Genomic DNA, 20,145 nt, shown 5'->3' on the forward strand with positions numbered 1-20,145 from the left:
GCACCTCCAGGTTCTTTGACTCGTCGCGCTTTCGAACCGGAAAAGTCAGCCGTGTTCCTTCTCACGCCGGCTGGCGAGGACCGCGATGGACGCGGCGACGCGGTGGGCGGTGGAGAAGAACTCGCGGTGGATCAGGAAAGCCACCGTGACGAGGCTCGCCCCTACCGCCAGCCACTCATTGGCGAACCAGGCGACCATCGGCACCGCGAAATAATAGGCGCGGATGCCGTTGTTGAAGTTCTTGGCGGCCAGCGTGTTGAGCTGCGCGATGCCATCGATCTCGTCGCGAGCGACGTGCTCGGAATGCTCGATGGCGCCGAGCAGGATGCAGAAGTGGTTGAACTGGCGCAGTGCCAGGGTGAACGAGAAAAAGCTCAGAACGAAGATGGCGAGCGTCGCGAACAGATGGATCTGTACGTCCTGCGTGGTGTAGCTCGCCTTCAGCCCGACGGTGGTCAGCGTGTCGGTCAGCGCGGTGAGATTGCCGAAGGCGGTGAACACCGCCAGCACCAGCAGCACCGAAGTCGAGGCGAGAAAGCTCACCGAACCCATCAGGTTGCCAGCGAGGATGGCATCGAGCGGGGTATCGCGCTTGACCGCATTGGCCACCCAGCGGCGGCGCTGCATCGACATGATCACCGACAGCGACGGCCGCTTCCGCTCCAGCAACGGTACGCCATAGTTGTAGGCGAACCAGCAGATCAGCGGGAAAAGTGTCGCGAACAGCGTCATGGCGCCCGGAGCCCTCGGGGAATCGATGGCTCCTTTATAGCGCCGTGACGCTGCCTGGAAACGCTCAGATAAAGGGCGGCGACAGCAGGGAAACGAAGCGCATGCCTTCGGCGGGGTCGCGCTGCTCTTCGGCCGGCGCCGGCCACTTGCCGTCGAGTACCGCGGCATCGCGCTCGCTGCGGGTCAGGCGCCATTCTGGGCCGAAGAACGGCTTCTGCCGGTCGTCGCCCGGCGGAAAGTCATCGCGCGGGCTCAGGATTCCAACAAAGTGCAGCACGGCATAACTCCTCGGTTGGGTCGGCCCCGCCACCTACAGGGGGAAGCAGCGGGGCCGCGTTGCCGCCGGGAAGGGAGGAGGGAACCCGGCGTATGCAAAGAGAATGACAAACCCTATCGGATTGGTCGAGAATTGAGATGCCAAATCGCGAGCGGGAGGGGGAAGCGATTTGCGCGGGTGCGCACGCAGGGGGAATAGGCGGCGCGGCCGGTGGTCGTGGACCCCCACCCCTGTTCCCTCCCCCTTGCGGGGAGGGATCAAGGGTGTGGGGCGGCCCGCACCGGCCTTGGGGCTCCGCCGGCCTACAGCGTCCGCGCGTAGCGCATAAAAATCTGCTGGATCTCGTTCAGCACCGCCTCCGACAGCTCGACATCGGCTGCGCCGATATTGGTCTTGAGCTGTTCCATGGTCGTTGCGCCGATGATCACCGAGGTCATGAACGGCTTGGTGAGGCAGAAGGCGATGGCCATCTGGCAGACGTCGAGACCGTGCTTTTCGGCCAGCGCGATATAGGCCCGGATCGCCGGCTCGGTGTACTGGTTGTTGCGATAGGCGGAACCGGCCACGGCGCCGCGCGTCCCTTCAGGCAGCACACCGCCAAGGTATTTGCCGGAGATGGCGCCCGCCGCCAGCGGCGAATAGGCCAGGAGCCCGACATCCTCGTGGAAGGCCAGTTCGGCCAGATCCATGTCGTAGTAGCGGCGCAGGAAATTATATTCGTTCTGAATGGTCTGCACGCGCGGCAGGCCGAGCTCCATGGAGAGCTTCAGATACTGCATGGTGCCCCAGGCGCTCTCATTGGAGAGGCCGAAATGGCGGATCTTGCCCTCCCGCACCAGCTCGCCCATCACCTGCAGCACTTCGAGCATGTTGGGCAGCACGCTTTCCTTATCCTGCAGGTAGGGGTTGTAGTCCCACGAGCCCTCGAAATGGTAGTGCCCGCGGCGGGGCCAGTGGATCTGGTAGAGATCGATGCGGTCGGTCTGCAGGCGCCTGAGGCTGCCTTCCACCGCTTCGCGCACGCTCGGCCCATCGATGCCGCGGCCGCCGCGCACCCATGGCCGCCCGCCGCCCGCGACCTTCGATGCCAACACAATGTCGTTACGCCTGCCGGTCTGCTTGAACCAGCTGCCGATGATTTCCTCGGTCTTGCCGTAGGTCGAGGCGTCGGGCGGCACGGCGTACATCTCGGCGGTATCGAAGAAGTTGATACCCTGCTCGACGGCATAATCCATCTGCTGATGGCCTTCGGCCTCGGTGTTCTGCTTGCCCCAGGTCATGGTGCCCAGGCAGATCTCGGACACCGAGATATCGGTGCGGCCAAGCGTCTTCATCTTCATGGAAATGCCCCTTCAGTTCGGCGCGCACCGTATGAGGCGAGGCTGGCCCAGACAATCCCCCGAAGGTCGGGCCAAGGTTGCGCAGGCGGGCCGGATCGGAGAGATTGTCCGCGCCATTTCAAGGATATCGCCGTTGCGCAAATTTCTGTTGCCGCTCGCCGTCTTCGCCTTCACCGTCGCGACAGTCGTGGCGTGGCCGGCCGTGGCACAGAACGAATCAGACCTGAGCCGGATCGGTCAGATGAACCTCAAGGAGCTGGCGGCACTGGTCGGCGCCGTGACCCAGTCGGTGGGGCGGGACACGCTGAAGCTGCAACCCGCGGCGCAGCGCAGCGATTGCGCCGAACTGACCCGCGCCTCCAACTCGTTTGCACTCGGCTATCGGCTGCTCGCCGAGGCGCGGGGCTCGCTGCAGGGGAAGCCCGCCAAGGACATCGCGGCGCTGCAGACCCATATCGTCCAGTCGCGCGTCATCACCTTTGCGGCGCGGGTCAGAGCCGAGGAATGGTTCAGTCGGCTCTGCGCCAGCTTTGCGATGCCGGCCGACAAGGCGAACGAGCCGCGCTACGCCAAACCGGTGAAGCTGCAGACTGCAGAATTCACCCAGGCGGTGATCGAGGCACGCCAGGCGGCCGAGGCGAACCTGACGCTGGCCGTGGCGGCGGGGATCGGCAAGAGGTGTCCCGAGGTGATCTCGGCCATGCAGTCGATCCAGCTGTTCGTGCCCTATCTCGAAAAGCTCTCCAAGGATGTGGCCAAGCGCCCGGAGGCGCTCGGCCCGCGCGCCAGCCGCCGTGGGCTCGAAGTGGCGCGGGGCCAGTTGATCAATGCCGGCAACAAGCTTTATCGCGAGCTCGGCATCGGCTGCCGGGCCAAGCCGCCGGTCGAGGCGGAAGCCCCGGCAGAGGGGGCTCCGGCCCCGGCGCAGTAAGGGGTTCGGGGCCTCAGGTCAAAAAACTGTCACGCAACGCGCTTTTTGCCTTGAGGTGGCGGAGATCACCCCCTATATACCCCCTGCGTCGGCGGCGATGGCCGCACACGAAGGCGCAAAAAAGCCAAGGCTTTGATATCTGACGCGGGGTGGAGCAGCCCGGTAGCTCGTCAGGCTCATAACCTGAAGGTCACAGGTTCAAATCCTGTCCCCGCAACCAAAGCTTGGATTGCAAAAGCCCCGCGAAAGCGGGGCTTTTCGCATTTCGGCCTAGCGGAGTGAGAGGCTCGACGGAAAACGGCTTGTGCGCCACCCGTGCTCCACTGCGCGCAGATCGGTTGGCCCGCATTGTTCGTCAGCGATGCGGCTCATAGCTCAATCGCCGCGACCCCACAGGCATTGATCAGGTTGGGGCCTCCGAGTTTCGAGGTTGCGCCCAAGCAACCGAAATGACGTCAGGGAGTTCACAGCTTCGATCTGTTACGGACGATCCCTCCTTGTCCGCCTGAAATGGGTCTCCGCGGCCGATTGGCCCGGCGGCAGGTGGCGCGCCGGCGTCGGTATGCTGTTGACCGGTCGATGAGAACAAGGCGGGCCACCGTCGGGAGTATCTATGGCAACACCGGACAATGCTCCGCTTCCCCACAAGGGCGGCCTGCCGCTCGAAACGGCGGCAGCTGCCGGCTTCTTTCTGACGCTGATTGTGGGGCTCTATCTGGGGCAGGGGATCTTTGTGCCGCTGGTGCTGGCGGTGCTGCTTGCCTTCGCCCTGTCGCCGGTGGTGGCGGGGCTTCGTCGCGTCGGATTACCCAACGTCGTCGCAACGCTTGTGGCGGTCCTCGGTGCCGGTGTAATGATCGCGCTGGTTGGGTATCTGGTGGTGACCCAGTTGCTGAAGCTGGCGGGAGACCTGCCGCAGTATCAATCGACCATCGCCGCCAAAATCCGGTCTTTCCAGATGACCGCAGGCTCCGAGGATGTGTTCGAGCGCCTGGCGCAGGCGGCCGAGCGGCTGGGCGAACAAACTGGTCTCTCCGGCAACAAGCCCGGTACCGAGGGTAACCCCTTGCCGGTGACCATCGCCAATGTTCCGCCCTCGCCGCTGGCGTCGGTCCAAGGGCTGCTCGGCTCACTGCTCGGCCCGTTGGCGACCGGCGCGATCGTTACGGTCCTCGTCATCTTCCTGCTGCTCGAACGCGAGGACCTGCGCGATCGCTTCCTCAGGCTGGTAAGCCGCGGCGACCTCAGGACCAGCACCAAGGTGCTCAATGAGTCGGCGCAGCGGGTAAGCCGCTACCTGCTGGTGCAGTTCCTGGTGAACGCCGGCTATGGCGTGGTGTTCGGCGCCGGGCTGGTGCTGCTGGGGGTGCCCAACGCGGTGCTTTGGGGGCTGTTCGCCACGCTGTTTCGCTACATACCTTTCGTCGGCACGCTCATTGCTGTGACCATTCCGCTCACCCTGGCATTCGCGGTGGATCCGGGCTGGACCATGCTGGCCGGGGTGATCCTGCTCTACCTGGTGGTCGAACTGACCACGACCAATGCCATCGAGCCCCGCCTTTACGGGTCGAGCACCGGGCTTTCGGCCCTCGCGGTCCTCGTCGCCGCAATCTTCTGGGCGACGTTATGGGGTCCGATCGGGCTGCTGCTGGCGACGCCACTGACGGTCTGCCTCGTGGTGATCGGGCGCTATGTTCCCAACCTGGCTTTCCTCGAGATTCTGCTCGGCAGCGAGCCGGTGCTGACCGGCGAGCAGCGCTTCTACCAGCGGCTGTTGGCGCGTAACACCGAGGAAGCCATCGACATGGCGAGTTCCGAGGTGGCCGAGACTGATCTGCCTCAATTCATCGACAGCATAGCGCTGCCAGCGCTGCGGCTCGCAGAAGCCGACCTGCAACTCGATGGGTCCGACATGGGGCCGCGCCGCGCCATCGTCGAGACGCTGAGCGACGTCATGGACGAACTGGCGCCCTCTGAGACCATGCAGAGCGAACTGCCGGGCGCCGGCAAAATCCTCGTCATTGGTGGCAGGACCGAGCTCGATGCCGCGGCCGCCGAGATGCTCAGTGCGCTGCTCAAGCAGGCCGGGGTGGAGGTCAGCCAGTTGCCGCCAATGTCGGCCCGGCGCGAAGGGCTGGGGCAGATCGACCTCAGCGGCGTCAACGCCGTGTGCTTGTGCTATCTGGGCAGCAGCCCAAAGAGCTTCGTGCGTTACGCGGCGCGACGGCTGAAGGCGAGGAGCGCGGAGACCGGAATTCTTGCCTGCCTGTTCAACGTTGCCAGTTCCGACGCAGATTTCATGCCCGCCGACCTCGGGGTCGATGCTATCGCCCGGAGCATGAAGGGGGCCCTGACACAGGCGCTCACCCTCCTGGGTGGAGCTGATGACGCCGGCAGTGAGGCCGAGCCGCCGAGCGGTGTCGGACAGCTCGAGGCGCTGCGCCGGCTGCAGCGCGACACCCGCTATGGCGGCTGGCTCGACGACTTCCTTGCCAAGGTCGCTGCGACCTTCGAGGTTCCGCTCGCCACCGCCAGCATCATCGAGCGAGCCGACAGTTCCGCAGAGGAGCCGCCCCCGCCGGCAAATCTCGATGCCACTTCGCTGTACGAGCAGGTTGGCAAACAGGGCAGCCCGCTGGTGATCGAGGATGTTGCCGCCCACGAGCATTTTCGCGAGAACCCGTTCCTGCTCGAAAATGGCATTCGCTTTTATGCCGGGGTGCCGCTCTTGCCCGAGTCTGGACAGCCGGTCGGCACGCTGAGCATCTTCGACGTTGCGCCGCGCCAGTTCAGCGTCGCCCAGACCGAGAGCTTGCAGGCCCTGGCCGTCGAGCTGATGAGCCGGGTACAAACCTCGGCTCCGGCGGATCGCTGAGCCTCTACGAGACCAGTCACGCGTTGGCCTCGACGGGCCGGGCAGCGAGGCGCGGTTCAGCGCTCGCATAGCTCGGGCTACCAGCCGAAGTGGCAATCATACGAGAGCGGCAGCCGGCGAGTCCAAGGTTGAAGGGGATCCTTCGCCAGCCACCACTCTCTTCGGAGTCAACTCCTGCCCCCGCGCAGGGTTCCCTCCAGACAGCATGAAGCCCCGCACGGCCTCGAGGGTGGCGGGGCTTTTCGCATGGGCGGAGGAGGGCCCTTCCGGCCCCGCCGCCAGGCAGGGCCTACTTCACGAGGCCGGCCGTCTTGCAGGCGTCGAGCGTCAGCGTCGCCAGGTCGATCTTGGCGGTGCCCTCGGCGGTCTCGGCCGGGGTATCGGGCTCGTCGCTCGACTCGGCGTTCTCGCTGGCATCATTAGCCTTGGTCTCGTCGGTGGCGGTGCCGCCATCCGCCTTGGCGGCTTCTGCCGCCAGATCGTCACACTGCGCCTGGACCTTGGGCAGATCCTCGGCGGAAATCTCGACGCCGTTGATCGAGGTCTGCGCCAGGGCGCCCGATGCCAGCATGGCCAGCGAGAGGGCGGCGGCGGAAACGAGGCTGCGGATCATCATGATTTCTCTCCACAATTGTTTTCGTTGAGGCGTGCCGGGCCTGGCGACGAAACGTGGAGCAGCGGAAATGGTTTCCGCCCCGCGACCCGAACCGGTGGTCGCAGGGAAATGCGGTTCCCCCTTAGCCCGCGGCTTTCGCCGCGGCCTCCAGCCAGAGGGCGATGGCGACGGCGCCGGGGTCGGGGTGACCGACGGCGCGGTCGCCGATATAGCTGGAGCGGCCGCGGCGGGGGTGCATCGCGGCGGTGCGTTCGGCGCCGGAGCGGGCGGCCGCGGCAGCCGAGCTCAGCTGCTCGGCGGTGGTTTCTGCAGTCATTGCTGCGGCGGCCGGGAGCAGAGCGTCGAGCATGGTGCGGTCGCCGGCGTCGGCGCCGCCCAGCCGCTTGATGGCGTCGGCACCGGCGCTGAAGGCGCGGGCGAGGGTGGCGCTGTCAGCTCCGCCGTCAGCGACCGACTGGGCGGCAGCGATGGCGAAGGCGGCGTAGAGTGGGCCGGAGGTGCCGCCGATGCTCTTGCGCAGGGCAAGGCCGATCTCGCGCAGCACCGCATCGAGCGGCCGGCCGGTCCAGGCGGGCGCCAGCTGCAGCAAGGCGTTGGCGCCGCTGGCCAGCGAGTGGCCGATATCGCCGTCGCCGACGATACGGTCCATCTCGGTCAGTTCGGCTTCGGCGGCGATGATGGCGTAGCAGGCCGAGGTGAGCACAGCAACGAGCTCGGCCGGGGTGGCCGGGCCGGAACCGGCGGTGGGGTCGCTGCCGATGGCCGGAGCCGGCAGGGTGGTGAGCGCCGCGAGCGGCAGCCGGCCATGCGTGCCGGGCCAGGCCGGGGCGGTGGTAGGGGCATCGAGCGCTGCGAGGAGTGCGTCGTCGGTGTGGAGCAGGCTCAGCGAGATGCCGGTCATTTCGATGGCGGTGAGGAAGGTGCCGGCAAAGCCGCGATCCACAGTGATGCCGCGCGCCTGCAGCACCTGAAGCGCGTCGCGCGCCACGATGCTCATTTCCATCTGCGCGGTACTGCCGAGGTTGTTGACCAGCAGCGCGACGTGGTCGCCGCCCTTGAGACCGCGATCGGCGAGGATGGTGTCGATGAGGGTTTCGACGATCTGGCGGGCCGGCTGCATGACGATGCGCTGCACCCCGGCTTCGCCATGGATGCCGAGGCCCAGTTCCATCTCGTCGTCGCCGAGCGAGAAGTTGGGTTTGCCGGCGGCAGGAACCGTGCAGGGCGAGAGCGCCACGCCCATCGAGGCGACGGCGCCGATGGCGGCAAGCGCCCGGGCTTTCACCTCGCTCAGCGGGAGGCCGGCTTCGGCAGCGGCGCCGGCGACCTTGTGGACAAACACCGTGCCGGCGATGCCGCGGCGGCCGGCGGTACGCTCAGCTTTGCCGAGCGCCGCATCGTCGTCGACGATCACCAGCTCGACCGGGATACCGTCGGCGCGGGCCATTTCGGCGGCGAGGCCGAAATTCAGCCGGTCGCCGGTGTAGTTCTTGACGATCACCAGGATGCCGGCCGGATTGCCGACAGCGCGGAGCGCTGCATAGACCGCGTCGGTCGAGGGGGAGGCGAAGACGTCGCCGCTGACGGCGGCGGTCAGCATGCCCTTGCCGACATAGCCGGCATGAGCCGGCTCATGGCCGGCGCCGCCGCCGGTGACGATCGCTACCTTGCCGCTCTTGCGGAAGGCCTCGAGGTCGGAGCGGATCAGGGTGTTCTCGCTGCCGAGCAGCGCCAGCCCGGGATGCAGCATGGCGAGGCCTTCGAGCGACTGACGGACGAGCGAAGGAATGTCGTTGATGAGTTTCTTCATGGCCTCTCTCCCCTGACCCCGCACCGTGGCGGGGTCGATTCATGCAGCACAGGATGTCTGCACGAACTGGAGCAGGGAAGAAAGGCTTGAGGATCAGGCGGCGGCCTGCTGCTGACGCTGCAGCGGGTAGCCGTCGGCCTCGTAGAGGGCGCGGATGGCGTTGCCATCGAAGCGCCGTCCATCGACTTCGAGGAAGGTTCCGATCAGCCAGGCAGCTGGGCGGTCCTCGACGATGTACTGGATGGCCTCGGCTGCCGTCTTGAAGCGGCGATACTGCTCGCGCGGCGACTTGGCGTAGCGGCGGCTGGGATAGAGTTCGGCGGAGGCGGTGTAGCTGAAGTTGTCCATGTCGGGTCCTTTCGGGCGGTTGAGCCGCGGGCGCGGCCGGTGGGTTTGCGTTGGAGCGGGTAGTTGCCGCTCTGGTAGAGGCGCTTGAGGGCGTCGCCGGCATAGACGCGGTCACCGACCCGGAGGCGGGCGCCGCGCAGACTGACGGGTGCAACTTCCTCGAAGGCGAAGCGCAAGGCGTGTGCCGCGACCCGGAAAGCCCGAGGGCCCTGGGCTGTGGCAGTTTGCCAGTCGCGACCGAGATAGAGCTCGGCGCGAGCCTGGTAGTTCAGATGTGTCATGTGTTCTCTTGTGGGCCCGTCATCGGAAGATGCGGGGCCTCTCGTTGAAACGCCTCGACCGCGAAGCGGGAGGCGTATGCCGGGCCTGTCCTGTTTAGTCGCGCTTCCGAACCGGAAAAGTCTGCAACTTTTCCTGGGAACGCTCTAGTTGACGGGCCCGGCAGATCGATCAGGCGAGCTGCAGGTTGGTCGCCGACAGCTTGCCGTCGCGGCCGCTCTGCAGGTCATAGGTGACCTGCTGGCCTTCGGCGAGGCCGGAGATGCCAGATGCTTCCAGCGCGGTGGCATGGACGAAAGCGTCCTTGCTGCCGTCGGCCGGGGAGATGAAGCCAAAGCCCTTGGTGGAGTTGTAGAATTTCACGGTGCCATTGATCATGACGGTACTTTCGATTGTGAGGGGACGCCCAGTGGCGAACGCACTCGTTCCTCCGGCGCAACACGCGGCGGAGGTCTAGACGTTCGCAATTCAGGGGAACCAAACAACCGGCAAGCCGGCAGATCAGAAGCCAAAGATGGCCGTAACGTATGGAAGCTATATAGGCATGAAATGCGCCGATAACAAGGTGGGCTTCAGAACTAGAAGGTAACCGCGCGCAGCCGGGCGTTGTGGATATGGGTTTCCATCGCCAGTTCTGCCTTGGCGCGGTCGCGTTTCAGCAGTGCGTCGATGATGTCGAGGTGATCGGCCAGCGCCGGGGCGAGCACCACCGGGTTCAGCCGGATGCGGTCGAGCTGGATCATGCGGACGCGGATGGCGTTGATCGAATAGGCCTGGATCAGCACCTCGTTGCCGGTGGCGCCGATGAGGAAATCGTGGAAATCGGAATCGATCTTCTGCGCCTCATCGAGCAGCGCGCCGCTGATGCCACCGCTGCTGGCGCGTTCGAGGATCGAGGCGTGCAGCGCCCGCTGCTGCTGCAGCGCCGCGTCGCTCACATGCTCGATGGCGTAGATGGTCGCCTCGCGCTCATAGGCGAGGCGCATCTGGTAGGATTCGCGGATCATCCTCAGATCGACGGTGGTGATCTGGATGCCGCGCTGCGGCAGCACGGCAAGCAGGCTTTCCGCCTCGAGCCGCGGCAGCAGCTCGCGCAGGGCGCCGAGCGAAATGCCGAGCTTCGACACCAAATCGCGCTGCGACAGGTTCTGGCCGGGCTGAATCTGGCCGGCCAGCAGCAGGCGCTGGAAGCGCTGGTAAGCCGTCTGCCGGTTCAGCGTGTTGTCGGCGCCGGCCGTGCTCCGCTGGCGACGCACCGCGCGTCGGGTCGGGGCCGTCAGGACCTTGGTCGACATACGCGTTTCCCTCCTTCGCGCTCGCCTGAGCGTTAACTCAATCCTGTTCGCCTGGGAATTGGAATTGGCTCTGCCGGAAACTCTGGAGCAGCGCGGTGACGCCGGCCGGCGAGAGCGGCAATAACGGCTCAAGGGGCCGCATCCAGGCAGCGTCGCCGCTGATCCGCGCCTTCACCGCTTTCAGCGCGATGATGCCGCCATGGTCGTCGACGGCGACGATGCGTTTCGCGGCGCGGTCGCGCAGACCCTGGGCTGCCGGGCCGTTGGGGTTGGCGAAGAACTGGCAGAGCTCGATGGCATTGACGTTGGGTAGGCCGCCGATCATCCCGGCGCCTCCGGCAGCCAGCAGGTCGGGCAGCACGCGGTCGTCACCGGTGAAGATCCTGAGGTTCGGGAAGGTCCTGGCCAGCATCAGCGTATAGGTGCGGTCGCCGGTCGAATCCTTGATGCCGACGATGCGCTTGCCATGCCGGGCAATGAGGCGCTCGACCAGCTCGACGCCGTAGCCGACCTTGGTCATGGCGGGGATATGGTAGAGCACCACATCGAGGGGGAAGCTGCCGCCGAAGCGGTTGGCAGCAGCCTCGAAGAAGGCGGCGATGCCGTCCTGGCTGGTCGCGCCATAATAGAAGGGTGGGGCGATCAGCACGGCGCGGCAGCCGAGATCGGCGGCAGCGGCGATGGTCGCCACGGCATCATCGAGCGCGGCGCTCATCGAGGCCGGGATCAGCCGGTCCATCGCTACGCCCGCCTGCTGTAGTGCGGCCAGCGCCGCCCGCTTTTCCCGCACCGAGAACGAAGCCCCCTCACCGGTCGAACCGAAGGGCGAAACGTAGCTGCAGCCGGCGGCGAACAGCCAGTCGATATGCGACTTCAGTCGCACAATGTCGATGCTTCCGGTGTCAGTGACAGGGGTCAAAGAGGCGGCGACGATGCCGCCGAGAGCCTTGGAATTGCTGGCTTGAGAGGCGGCTGCGAGTTCTTGTGTCACTGATACAATCACCAGATGGAGTAGTTGTTCAATCTGTGTGTTTACACGAGCCGGATTCTGTTGCAAGGTCAATCCATCGGCGAGGGATGACGGCGGCGTAACGCCACCATGCGAGCCGGTAGGACGTGCATGCTGGGAGGGCGCCGTTGGCCGAACTGCAACTTCAGAATGTCTCGAAGACCTACGGGACGTTCGAGGCGGTAAAGGACGTGTCGCTGGCCATCGAGGATGGCGAGTTCGCGGTGTTTGTCGGCCCCTCGGGTTGCGGCAAGTCGACGTTGCTGCGGCTGATTGCCGGGCTCGATCCGGTCAGCGCCGGCACGGTGGCGATCGGTGACAAAGACATGACGGCGCGGCAGGCTGGCGAACGGCCGGTGGCCATGGTGTTCCAGTCCTATGCGCTCTACCCGCATATGAGCGTGTTCGAGAACATCGCCTTTCCGCTGCAGATGGAGAAGCGCTCGAAGGCCGATATCCGCGAACAGGTGGCCAAGGCCGCGGCGACGGTACAGCTGACGACGCGGTTGCAGGACAAGCCGAACAAGCTCTCGGGCGGGCAGCGGCAGCGCGTGGCGATCGCCCGGGCCATTGTGCGGAAGCCCGAGATCTTCCTGATGGATGAGCCGCTGTCGAACCTCGACGCGGCGTTGCGCATGGAAATGCGCTCCGAGCTGACCCAGCTGCATAAGCGGCTCGGCTCGACCATGGTCTATGTGACGCACGACCAGCTTGAAGCCATGACCATGGCCGACCGCATCGTGGTGCTGAATGCCGGCAAGGTCGAGCAGGTCGGCAAGCCGATGGATCTCTATCACCGGCCGGCGAACCTGTTCGTCGCCGGCTTCATTGGTAGCCCGCCAATGAACTTTCTGACTGCCAAGGTCGCGGGGCTCGAGGGCGGCAACGTGCTGCTCGAGGTGCCCGAGGTCGGGCAGCTGGCGTTGCCGGGCGATGCTTCCGGCTTCACCGTCGGCGGCGACGCGACCATCGGCATCCGGCCCGAGGCGATCACCACAACCGCGCCAGGTGAGCCGGCGCTGACCCTCAGCATCGCCCCGCGCACCGTCGAGCGGCTGGGGCTCCACACCATCGTTTATGGCGAGCAGGGCGGCCGGACGCTGACCGCCTTGTTCAACGGCGATCCGGCGATTGCTGCCGATGCGCCGCTCGGCGTCCACGTGCCGCTGAAGCAGATCCACCTCTTCGATGCCGCGGGCCAGGCTCGCGGACACCGCGACTGACGCGTTTTCATCGCCCGCGACCTGGGGGAGGAGGACCATGCCTCCGGTCGCGCGCTCAAAAGGGAGTAACGAGATGACCTTCAAATCCAACCGCCGGCAGTTCCTCTTCGGCGCCGCCGCCAGCAGCCTTGCCATCACCGCCGCCGGCGGTATCGGCCGGGCCTTCGCCCAGGACCAGCAACTGGTGTTCTGGTCGCAGCTCGCCGGCAGCAAGAAGGCGGCGGGCGAAGCGCTCGAAGCGGCGTTCAAGACGGCGCATCCGGGGATCGCGCTCAACTCGAGCCTGTTCGCCGAGCCGAGCCAGCTCAACGAAAAGATCCTCACCGCGATCAACGGCAACACCGCGCCGGACCTGTTCATCCAGCACTGGGATTACACCCTGACCTATTCGACCGGCGACAAGCTGGCCGACCTCAAAACCGGGCTCGCCAATGTCGATTTCGCCGGGCTCGATGCCTCGCTCCTCGCCTATGGCAATATCGGTGGACAGCAGGTCTCGGTGCCGCTCTACGGCACGTCGCGCGGCCTCGGCATCAACCGCAAATACGTCACCGAAGCCGGGCTCGACGCGGACAAGGGCCCGCAGGATTGGGCCGAGCTGCGCGAGTGGGCCAAGGCGCTCACCAAGCGGCAGGACAATGGCCTGCTCGAAGTGGCCGGCCTTAGCATGTTCCACAACGATCTCGAGACCTGGGAGATCTTCACCCTGCTGTTGCAGGGCGCCGGCGGCACGCTGTTCAACGACGACCTGACGGCGCCGGCCTTTGGCGGTCCCGAAGGCCTTGCGGCGATCAACTTCATGTTCGAGCTCTTACATACCGACAAGGTCACCGATCTCGGCTTCGGCCTCGGGCCAGGCGGTTCGGCGAGCCCGATCAACCAGGGTCGCGCCGCGATGATCATCGCCGGCAACTACTCGACCAACAACGCGCTGAAGGCGGGCATCGAGTTCGACGTGCTGCCGATCCCGATGGAGAAGGGCGGCTTCACCTCGCTGGTCGACCCGTTCAGCTTCGCCGTGACCAAGGCGTCGCCGAACCAGGCGGCAGCGGTGAGCTTCGTCGAGTTCGCGCTGTCGCAGGAGCAGCAGGTGGCGTTCGCTCTGGCCTCGAAGAACGTGCCGGTGCTGAAGGCGGCACAGCAGGATCCGACGGTGCAGGCCGATCCGTTCCTTTCGAAGTTCATCAAGACCGCCAGCTTCGCGCCGCCCAAGGCCGCGGCCATCCCGGCCTTCTCGCGCATGGTGACGATCATCGCCCGCGCCGTGCAGGAGACGCTGTTCAAGCGCGTCACCGCCGAGGAAGCGCTGAAGGCCGCCGAGGCCGAGGTCATCGCGGTTCTCGGCCGCTAAGGAAGGCGACGACATGGCGCTGCAATCGAGCACAGCTCTGGCCCGACGGCCACAAAGCTTCACGCAGAACTGGAGCGCCTACGCCTTCCTGACGCCGGCCCTGATCATCCTGTTCCTGTCGCTGCTGCTCCCGGCAGCAGCGACAGTGGTGATGAGCCTCACCGACATCTCGTTCCTCAGGCCAACCAATTTCGTCTGGTTCGACAACTATATCAAACTGGTGTCGGACAGCCGGTTCCGGCAAGCGGTGGGCAATACCGCCTACTACACCGTCGGGGTGACCCTGCCTACCATGGCGCTGGGGCTGCTGGCAGCGGTGGCGCTCAACGGCAAGCTGCGCGGCCGCATCGTCTTTCGCACCATCTTCTACCTGCCGGTGCTGACCTCGCTGATCGCCGCGGCGGTGGTGTGGATGTATGTCTACGAGCCCTATTCGGGCCCGATCAACGGCACCCTGACGCAGCTCGGCCTGCCGCCGCAGCCGTGGCTACAGAGCCCCAACCTCGCGATGACCTCGCTGATCGTCATGGCGATCTGGCGCGATTTCGGCACCGCGATGATCATATACCTCGCCGGGCTGCAGGATATCCCCAAGGATATCTACGAGGCAGCGCGGCTCGATGGGGCCAAGACCAAGGACGTCTTCTTCCGCATCACCGTGCCGATGCTCAGCAACGTCACCTTCTACCTGATGATCATCCTGATCGTGCAGACCTTCCAGGTGTTCGGCGCGATCTACGTGATGACCAATGGCGGGCCGCTCGGCTCCACCGAAACCATCGTGTTCCAGATGTACCAGACCGCCTTCGGCTATACCGAGTTCGGCTATGCGGCGGCGATGTCGACCGTGCTGTTCCTCGCCATCCTCCTGTTCTCGATCATCGGCACCAAGCTCATGCGCCGGGGTGAATCATGAGCGACATCGCGCAAACCGCTGCTCCGGCAGTCCCGACCGTGTCGTTCCAGCAGCGCTGGTGGCCGGTGGCCGAGCGGGCGATCGGCTACGGGCTGCTGATCTTCGCCGCGCTGGCGACGATCACCCCGTTTCTGTGGATGGTGTCGACCTCGTTCAAGACCGACGCCGAGACCTTCCAGTTTCCGCCCAACTTCATCCCCAACAGCCTCGTCTGGCAGAACTATATCGACGCCATTGCCGGGCCCGATACCGGGCGGCAGCTGATCAACAGCCTGGTGTTCGCGCTCGGCTCGACTGCCTCGAACATGGTGTTCTGCGCGCTGGCCGGCTACGCGCTGGCGCGGATGCAGTTCAAGGGCAAGAACCTGATCTTCGCGCTGGTGGTTGGCCTGTTGATGGTGCCGGCGCAGAGCCAGATCGTGCCGGTGTTCCTGATCGTGCAGCGCATCCCGTTCGCCGGCGGCAATGACTGGCTGGGCAATGGCGGCACCGGACTGCTCAACACCTATTGGGGGATGATCCTCCCCACCGCGGCGACGCCGTTCGGCATCTTCATGATGCGGCAGTTCTTCTCGCGCATCCCGATCGAGTATGAGGAATCGGCGCGGCTCGACGGCGCCAAGACCTTCACCATCTTCTGGCGCATCCTGCTGCCTCTGGCCCGCCCGGCTATGGCGGTGCTCGGCGTGCTGAGCTTTCAGAGCGCCTGGAACGATTTCATCTGGCCGCTGATCCTCACCTCGCAGCGCGAGATGGCGACGCTGCAGATCGGGCTGCAGCTCTTACAGAGCGGACCCGATGCGCGCTGGAACGTGGTGATGGCGATGGCGACGCTGATCACCCTGCCGGTGATCGTCGTGTTCCTGTTCGCGCAGCGCTACGTCATCGACGGCGCGGTCACCAGCGGCGTCAAGGGCTGACGCCTCCCAGTTCGATTATCGCGACCCGGCCCTCGCGGGCCCGACGGAGATTTGACCATGACGCAGCACCTCGAAATCTACCGCAAGGAGGGCGAGTTCGTTGCCTGGCCGGCCAATTACGGCATGTGGATCTGGGGTGACGAAGTGGTGGTGGTGTTTTCGCGGGGGTTTCGAGGGGAACAGGAGAGCCTGCACGCCCGCGACAAGACGCGGCCGTTCATCGGCCGGCAGGCGCGCAGCTTCGATGGCGGGTTGAGCTGGAGCGACGAGCTGTTCACCGGGAAAATCCCCGGCGGTACCTCGCTGTCGGGTGACGAGCACGTCGTCGAGGCGCTGCAGAGCCAGCCCAATATCGTGGTCGAACGCGATATCCCGGTGCTCGACCAGCCGATCGATTTCACCGACCCCGAGACCATCGTGATGTGCGCCCGCACCGGGCTCGATGCCGGTTCGATCAGTTGGTTCTACGTCAGCCGCGACCGGGCGAGGAGCTGGCAAGGCCCGTACCGGCTCGGCGATTTCGGCCTGCCCGGGGTTTCGGCGCGCACCGACATCGTGCCGCTCGGCCAGCACGACGCGCTGTTCCTCCTCACCGCGGTGAAAGCCAATGGCGATGAAGGCCGGGTCTTTGCGGCGCGGACCCGCGATGGCGGCCGGAGCTTTACGTTCGAGAGCTTTGTCGGCGACGAGCCGGAGGGCTTTGCCATCATGCCGGCGTCGCTGCTTCTGCCGGGTGGCGACATTCTCACTTTCGTGCGCTGCGCGGCGCCGCGCGGACCGGAGCGGCAGGCGTGGATCGACCTCTATCGCTCGAGCGACGCGGGCAAGAGCTGGCGGCATGTCGGCACGCCCGTGCCGCGGGTTGGCCATAACAGCAATCCGCCCACCATCAACCGGCTGGCCGATGGACGGCTGGTGCTGGTCTATGGCTATCGCGACGCGCCCTATGGCATGCGCGCCAGGGTCAGCAGCGATGAGTGCGCGACCTGGAGTGGCGATATCGTTTTGCGCGACGACGGCGGCGTGGCCGACCTCGGCTACCCGCGCACTGTGGTGCGGGCCGATGGCAAGCTCTTGACCGCGTACTATTACAACTATGGCGCCGACACCGATCGGTTCATCGGGGCGACGCTGTTTTCGGTGTAGCACCTGGCTTCTCCGCCTTTGCGGCAGGACAAGTGGTCCCACCGAGAATCTCGCGCGTGCTGCACACCCCTCCCCATCCCTCCTCGTGAAGGGGAGGGTGTTCGCCGGTGGTTGTGGTGAGACCCAGCCAAACACTCGATGCCCACCTCCCCCTAGACGGGGGAGGCAAGCGAAGCTTGGGAGCGTAGCGACCTAGCGTAGCTCGGAGGGGGTGCGCGGGCGGTCGGATGCATCACCCAAGCACAATAATGACATCCGCCTGCCATTGTAATAAACTGCAATAATAAATGTTCATTCACGCCGCACGAAGCGGCATCTAAGCTTTTGTATGAGCAGTATATGTACGAAATCGTACAGTGATACTTGAGATCTGGAGGCTTTCGTGGCGACGAAAGACGGGAAGCTCTCACTTAATGCGCTGATTGCCATGGTCGTGGGATCAATGGTGGGCGCCGGGATATTCAATCTTCCCGGCCGCTTCGGCGCGGCCACGGGGCCGTTCGGCGCCATCATCGCCTGGGCCATAGCCGGCACCGGCATGTACATGCTGGCGCGGGTGTTCCAGACGCTGGCGGCGAAGCGGCCGGACATCGATTCCGGCGTATTCGCCTACGCCAAGGCCGGGTTCGGGGACTATATGGGGTTCCTCTCGGCCTTCGGTTACTGGCTCGGCAGCTGCCTCGGCAACGTCTTCTACTGGGTGCTGATCGGCTCGACACTCGGACGGTTCTTTCCCGAGATCTTCGGCGACGGCAGCTCGGTCATCGCCATCATCGTGTCGCTCTGCGGCATCTGGGCCTTCCACTTCCTGATCCTGCGCGGCGTGCAGCAGGCCGCCTTCATCAACACCATCGTCACCATCGCCAAGCTGGTGCCGCTGTTCGTGGCGCTGCTGATCATGATCTTCGTGTTCAACTACCAGCAGTTCGCCGAGAACTTCTTCGGCGGGGTCGGCATGCCGGAGAAATCGCTGGTCAACCAGGTGCGCGACACCATGCTGATCACGGTGTTCGTGTTTCTCGGCATCGAGGGCGCCAGCGTCTACTCGCGCTTCGCCAAGAAGCGCGCCGATGTCGGCACCGCGACGATCCTCGGCTTTCTCGGCGTCACCGGGCTGATGGTGGCGATTACGCTCCTCCCCTATGCCGCCATGCCGCAAGCGACGATGGCCGGGCTGCAGCAGCCGTCGCTGGCCGGGGTGCTGGAAGAGATCGTCGGGCATTGGGGCGCGGTGTTCATTTCGATCGGCGTGCTGATCTCGGTGCTCGGCGCCTACCTCGCCTGGTCGCTGATCTGCGCCGAGGTGCTGTTCGCCGCGGCCAAGTCGAAAGACATGCCCAAGCTGTTCGCCGCCGAGAACGCCAACGGCGTTCCTGCCAACGCCCTGTGGCTGACCAATATCGTCGTCTCGCTGTTCGTCATCTCGACCTATTTCTCGCAGGACGCCTTCAACTTCATGCTCGATATGACCAGCGTCACGGCGCTGCTGCCCTACCTGCTGGTGGCGGGGTATGGGGTGCTGATCGCACAGCGCGGCGAGGGGTATGAGGCGACGCCTGGCGAGCGCACCGGCGACCTGATCGTTGCCGCCATCGCGGCGCTCTATACCCTGGTGATGTTCGTCGCGGCGGGGCTGCAATATGTGCTGTTGCTCGCCGTGCTGCTGGTGCCGGGCACCATCCTCTACTTCTGGGCTCGCCGCGAGCAAAAGCTCCGCCTGTTCAGCCCCGCCGAGCTCATCGTCTTCGCCGTCGCCCTCGTCGCCGGTCTTGCCGGCGCCTGGGGGCTGATCAGCGGCGCCATCGTCCCATGATCCCCTGGAGATCCATGCCATGAGCACGGCAACTGCGTTCGGAGTGCACTCGGAAGTTGGCCAGTTGCGCAAAGTGCTGGTGTGCGCGCCGGGGCGGGCGCACCAGCGGCTCACCCCCTCGAACTGCGACGACCTGCTGTTCGACGATGTGATGTGGGTCGATGTGGCCAAGCGTGACCATTTCGATTTCATGCAGAAACTCAGGGATCGCGGCGTCGACGTGGTCGAGATGCACAGCGCACTGGCGGAGACCGTCGCCGTACCCGAGGCCAAGAAGTGGATCCTTGACAACCAGGTGGTCGCCAACCAGGTCGGCCCCGACCTCGTCGAAGACGTCCGCTCCTATCTCGAGGGCCTCGACAACCGGCAATTGGCGGAAACGCTGATCGGCGGGCTTTCCACCTATGAGTTTCCCGATAGCCATGGCGCCGGGCTGATGGAGCTGGTCCGCGATGCGGCGGGGGTCAACGAGTACCTGCTGCCGCCGCTGCCCAATACGCTCTATACCCGCGACACGACCTGCTGGATTTATGGCGGTGTAACGCTCAACCCGCTGTACTGGCCGGCGCGGCACGAGGAGACCATCCTCACCACCTCGATCTACAAGTTCCACCCGGACTTCGCCGGAAAGGTGAATGTCTGGTGGGGCGATCCGACCAGGGACTGGGGCATGGCGACGCTCGAGGGCGGCGACGTGATGCCGATCGGCAAGGGTAATGTGCTGATCGGGATGAGCGAGCGCACCTCGCGCCAGGGCATCGCGCAACTGGCGCAGTCGCTGTTCGAGCAGGGCGCCGTGGAGCGCGTCATCATCGCCGCGATGCCGAAACTGCGCGCCGCGATGCATCTCGACACGGTGTTCACCTTCGCCGATCGCGACTGCGTGCTGCTCTACCCCGATATCGTCAACAAGATCGAATGCTTCTCCTACCGTCCGGACGGTAAGGGCGGCATCGTGCTCAGCAAGGACAAGGGGCTGGTGGAGACGGTTACCGAGGCGCTGGGCTTGAAGCAGCTGCGCGTCGTCGAGACCGGCGGCAACGCCTATATGCGCGAGCGCACGCAGTGGGATTCAGGCGCTAACCTCGTCTGCGTGTCACCCGGCGTGGTCTTCGCCTATGACCGCAACACCTACACCAACACGCTGCTGCGCCGCGAAGGCATCGAGGTGATCACCATCTCGGGGTCCGAGCTCGGCCGCGGGCGCGGCGGCGGGCACTGCATGACCTGCCCGATCAGCCGCGACGCGGTGGATTATTAGCGA

18 protein-coding genes and 1 tRNA gene are annotated in these 20,145 nt (G+C 65.3%); 10 read left to right on the forward strand and 9 right to left on the reverse strand.

The window, feature by feature from the left end:
- Positions 1-45: 45 nt before the first annotated feature.
- The 3 genes from ACSQ23_RS22280 to ACSQ23_RS22290 form a co-directional block, all read right to left on the reverse strand.
- Entirely contained in the window at positions 46-732 is a 687-nt protein-coding gene (locus tag ACSQ23_RS22280; protein ID WP_055877707.1) for a DUF599 domain-containing protein, read from the reverse strand.
- Between the two features lie 64 nt (positions 733-796).
- Positions 797-1,009, reverse strand: a complete 213-nt coding sequence (locus ACSQ23_RS22285; protein ID WP_436091949.1) for a hypothetical protein — start codon at positions 1,007-1,009, stop codon at positions 797-799.
- A 302-nt stretch (positions 1,010-1,311) separates the two neighbouring features.
- Positions 1,312-2,349, reverse strand: a complete 1,038-nt coding sequence (locus ACSQ23_RS22290; protein WP_436091950.1) for an aldo/keto reductase — start codon at positions 2,347-2,349, stop codon at positions 1,312-1,314.
- Positions 2,350-2,482: 133 nt separating this feature from the next.
- Here ACSQ23_RS22290 and ACSQ23_RS22295 point away from each other — a divergent pair, with 133 nt between their 5' ends.
- The 3 genes from ACSQ23_RS22295 (at position 2,483) to ACSQ23_RS22305 (ending at position 6,155) form a co-directional block, all read left to right on the forward strand.
- Positions 2,483-3,280, forward strand: coding sequence for a hypothetical protein (locus tag ACSQ23_RS22295; RefSeq protein ID WP_436091951.1), 798 nt, complete (start codon positions 2,483-2,485; stop codon positions 3,278-3,280).
- 143 nt (positions 3,281-3,423) lie between these two features.
- A tRNA-Met gene (locus ACSQ23_RS22300) sits at positions 3,424-3,500 on the forward strand.
- Positions 3,501-3,893: 393 nt separating this feature from the next.
- Positions 3,894-6,155: an AI-2E family transporter gene (locus ACSQ23_RS22305; RefSeq protein ID WP_436091952.1), complete on the forward strand. Its 2,262-nt coding sequence runs from the start codon at positions 3,894-3,896 to the stop codon at positions 6,153-6,155.
- Positions 6,156-6,444: 289 nt separating this feature from the next.
- On the opposite strand, the gene ACSQ23_RS22310 is transcribed toward ACSQ23_RS22305, so the two are convergent.
- From ACSQ23_RS22310 to ACSQ23_RS22335, 6 genes are all read right to left on the reverse strand, one after another.
- Positions 6,445-6,771, reverse strand: a complete 327-nt coding sequence (locus ACSQ23_RS22310; RefSeq protein ID WP_436091953.1) for a hypothetical protein — start codon at positions 6,769-6,771, stop codon at positions 6,445-6,447.
- A 121-nt stretch (positions 6,772-6,892) separates the two neighbouring features.
- The gene (gene dhaL, locus ACSQ23_RS22315) at positions 6,893-8,581 is read right to left on the reverse strand and encodes a dihydroxyacetone kinase subunit DhaL (protein ID WP_436091954.1); all 1,689 of its coding nucleotides are present in this window, start codon (positions 8,579-8,581) and stop codon (positions 6,893-6,895) included.
- Between the two features lie 93 nt (positions 8,582-8,674).
- The gene (locus tag ACSQ23_RS22320) at positions 8,675-8,929 is read right to left on the reverse strand and encodes a hypothetical protein (RefSeq protein WP_055882616.1); all 255 of its coding nucleotides are present in this window, start codon (positions 8,927-8,929) and stop codon (positions 8,675-8,677) included.
- A gap of 450 nt (positions 8,930-9,379) precedes the next feature.
- Positions 9,380-9,586 (reverse strand): cold-shock protein, encoded by a 207-nt coding sequence (locus ACSQ23_RS22325; protein WP_055882622.1) that lies wholly within the window; start codon positions 9,584-9,586, stop codon positions 9,380-9,382.
- A 200-nt stretch (positions 9,587-9,786) separates the two neighbouring features.
- Positions 9,787-10,503: a GntR family transcriptional regulator gene (locus ACSQ23_RS22330; protein WP_082528280.1), complete on the reverse strand. Its 717-nt coding sequence runs from the start codon at positions 10,501-10,503 to the stop codon at positions 9,787-9,789.
- 37 nt (positions 10,504-10,540) lie between these two features.
- Complete coding sequence (locus ACSQ23_RS22335; RefSeq protein ID WP_436091955.1) at positions 10,541-11,494, reverse strand: dihydrodipicolinate synthase family protein; 954 nt, start codon at positions 11,492-11,494, stop codon at positions 10,541-10,543.
- Positions 11,495-11,640: 146 nt separating this feature from the next.
- On the opposite strand from ACSQ23_RS22335, the gene ACSQ23_RS22340 reads away from it, so the two are divergent.
- The 7 genes from ACSQ23_RS22340 (at position 11,641) to arcA (ending at position 20,142) form a co-directional block, all read left to right on the forward strand.
- Positions 11,641-12,735, forward strand: a complete 1,095-nt coding sequence (locus ACSQ23_RS22340; protein WP_436091956.1) for an ABC transporter ATP-binding protein — start codon at positions 11,641-11,643, stop codon at positions 12,733-12,735.
- A 73-nt stretch (positions 12,736-12,808) separates the two neighbouring features.
- Positions 12,809-14,086: an extracellular solute-binding protein gene (locus ACSQ23_RS22345; RefSeq protein ID WP_436091957.1), complete on the forward strand. Its 1,278-nt coding sequence runs from the start codon at positions 12,809-12,811 to the stop codon at positions 14,084-14,086.
- A gap of 13 nt (positions 14,087-14,099) precedes the next feature.
- Positions 14,100-15,002 (forward strand): carbohydrate ABC transporter permease, encoded by a 903-nt coding sequence (locus ACSQ23_RS22350; RefSeq protein ID WP_436091958.1) that lies wholly within the window; start codon positions 14,100-14,102, stop codon positions 15,000-15,002.
- Positions 14,999-15,922 carry a carbohydrate ABC transporter permease gene (locus tag ACSQ23_RS22355; RefSeq protein ID WP_055999109.1) on the forward strand — a complete coding sequence of 308 codons (924 nt, stop codon included), beginning with the start codon at positions 14,999-15,001 and terminating at the stop codon, positions 15,920-15,922. Before ACSQ23_RS22350 ends, ACSQ23_RS22355 begins: the two co-directional genes overlap by 4 nt.
- A 57-nt stretch (positions 15,923-15,979) precedes the next feature.
- A complete protein-coding gene (locus ACSQ23_RS22360) occupies positions 15,980-17,068 on the forward strand; it encodes a sialidase family protein (protein ID WP_436091959.1) in 1,089 nt (362 codons plus the stop codon).
- Between the two features lie 427 nt (positions 17,069-17,495).
- Complete coding sequence (locus ACSQ23_RS22365; RefSeq protein WP_436092156.1) at positions 17,496-18,881, forward strand: basic amino acid/polyamine antiporter; 1,386 nt, start codon at positions 17,496-17,498, stop codon at positions 18,879-18,881.
- Between the two features lie 19 nt (positions 18,882-18,900).
- On the forward strand, positions 18,901-20,142 hold the full coding sequence (arcA, locus tag ACSQ23_RS22370; protein WP_436091960.1) for an arginine deiminase: 1,242 nt from the start codon (positions 18,901-18,903) through the stop codon (positions 20,140-20,142).
- Positions 20,143-20,145: the final 3 nt, after the last annotated feature.

Source organism: Devosia sp. LjRoot16 (genome assembly GCF_964252795.1).
GTDB lineage: Bacteria > Pseudomonadota > Alphaproteobacteria > Rhizobiales > Devosiaceae > Devosia_A.

Coding starts and splice junctions, on each gene's coding strand:
- ACSQ23_RS22330 (WP_082528280.1), bottom strand. CDS start 10,503: ATGTCGACCAAGGTCCTGACGGCCCCGACCCGACGCGCGGTGCGTCGC.
- ACSQ23_RS22345 (WP_436091957.1), top strand. CDS start 12,809: ATGACCTTCAAATCCAACCGCCGGCAGTTCCTCTTCGGCGCCGCCGCC.
- ACSQ23_RS22320 (WP_055882616.1), bottom strand. CDS start 8,929: ATGGACAACTTCAGCTACACCGCCTCCGCCGAACTCTATCCCAGCCGC.
- ACSQ23_RS22365 (WP_436092156.1), top strand. CDS start 17,496: ATGGTCGTGGGATCAATGGTGGGCGCCGGGATATTCAATCTTCCCGGC.
- ACSQ23_RS22350 (WP_436091958.1), top strand. CDS start 14,100: ATGGCGCTGCAATCGAGCACAGCTCTGGCCCGACGGCCACAAAGCTTC.
- ACSQ23_RS22325 (WP_055882622.1), bottom strand. CDS start 9,586: ATGATCAATGGCACCGTGAAATTCTACAACTCCACCAAGGGCTTTGGC.
- dhaL (WP_436091954.1), bottom strand. CDS start 8,581: ATGAAGAAACTCATCAACGACATTCCTTCGCTCGTCCGTCAGTCGCTC.
- arcA (WP_436091960.1), top strand. CDS start 18,901: ATGAGCACGGCAACTGCGTTCGGAGTGCACTCGGAAGTTGGCCAGTTG.
- ACSQ23_RS22305 (WP_436091952.1), top strand. CDS start 3,894: ATGGCAACACCGGACAATGCTCCGCTTCCCCACAAGGGCGGCCTGCCG.
- ACSQ23_RS22280 (WP_055877707.1), bottom strand. CDS start 732: ATGACGCTGTTCGCGACACTTTTCCCGCTGATCTGCTGGTTCGCCTAC.
- ACSQ23_RS22360 (WP_436091959.1), top strand. CDS start 15,980: ATGACGCAGCACCTCGAAATCTACCGCAAGGAGGGCGAGTTCGTTGCC.
- ACSQ23_RS22290 (WP_436091950.1), bottom strand. CDS start 2,349: ATGAAGATGAAGACGCTTGGCCGCACCGATATCTCGGTGTCCGAGATC.
- ACSQ23_RS22310 (WP_436091953.1), bottom strand. CDS start 6,771: ATGATGATCCGCAGCCTCGTTTCCGCCGCCGCCCTCTCGCTGGCCATG.
- ACSQ23_RS22355 (WP_055999109.1), top strand. CDS start 14,999: ATGAGCGACATCGCGCAAACCGCTGCTCCGGCAGTCCCGACCGTGTCG.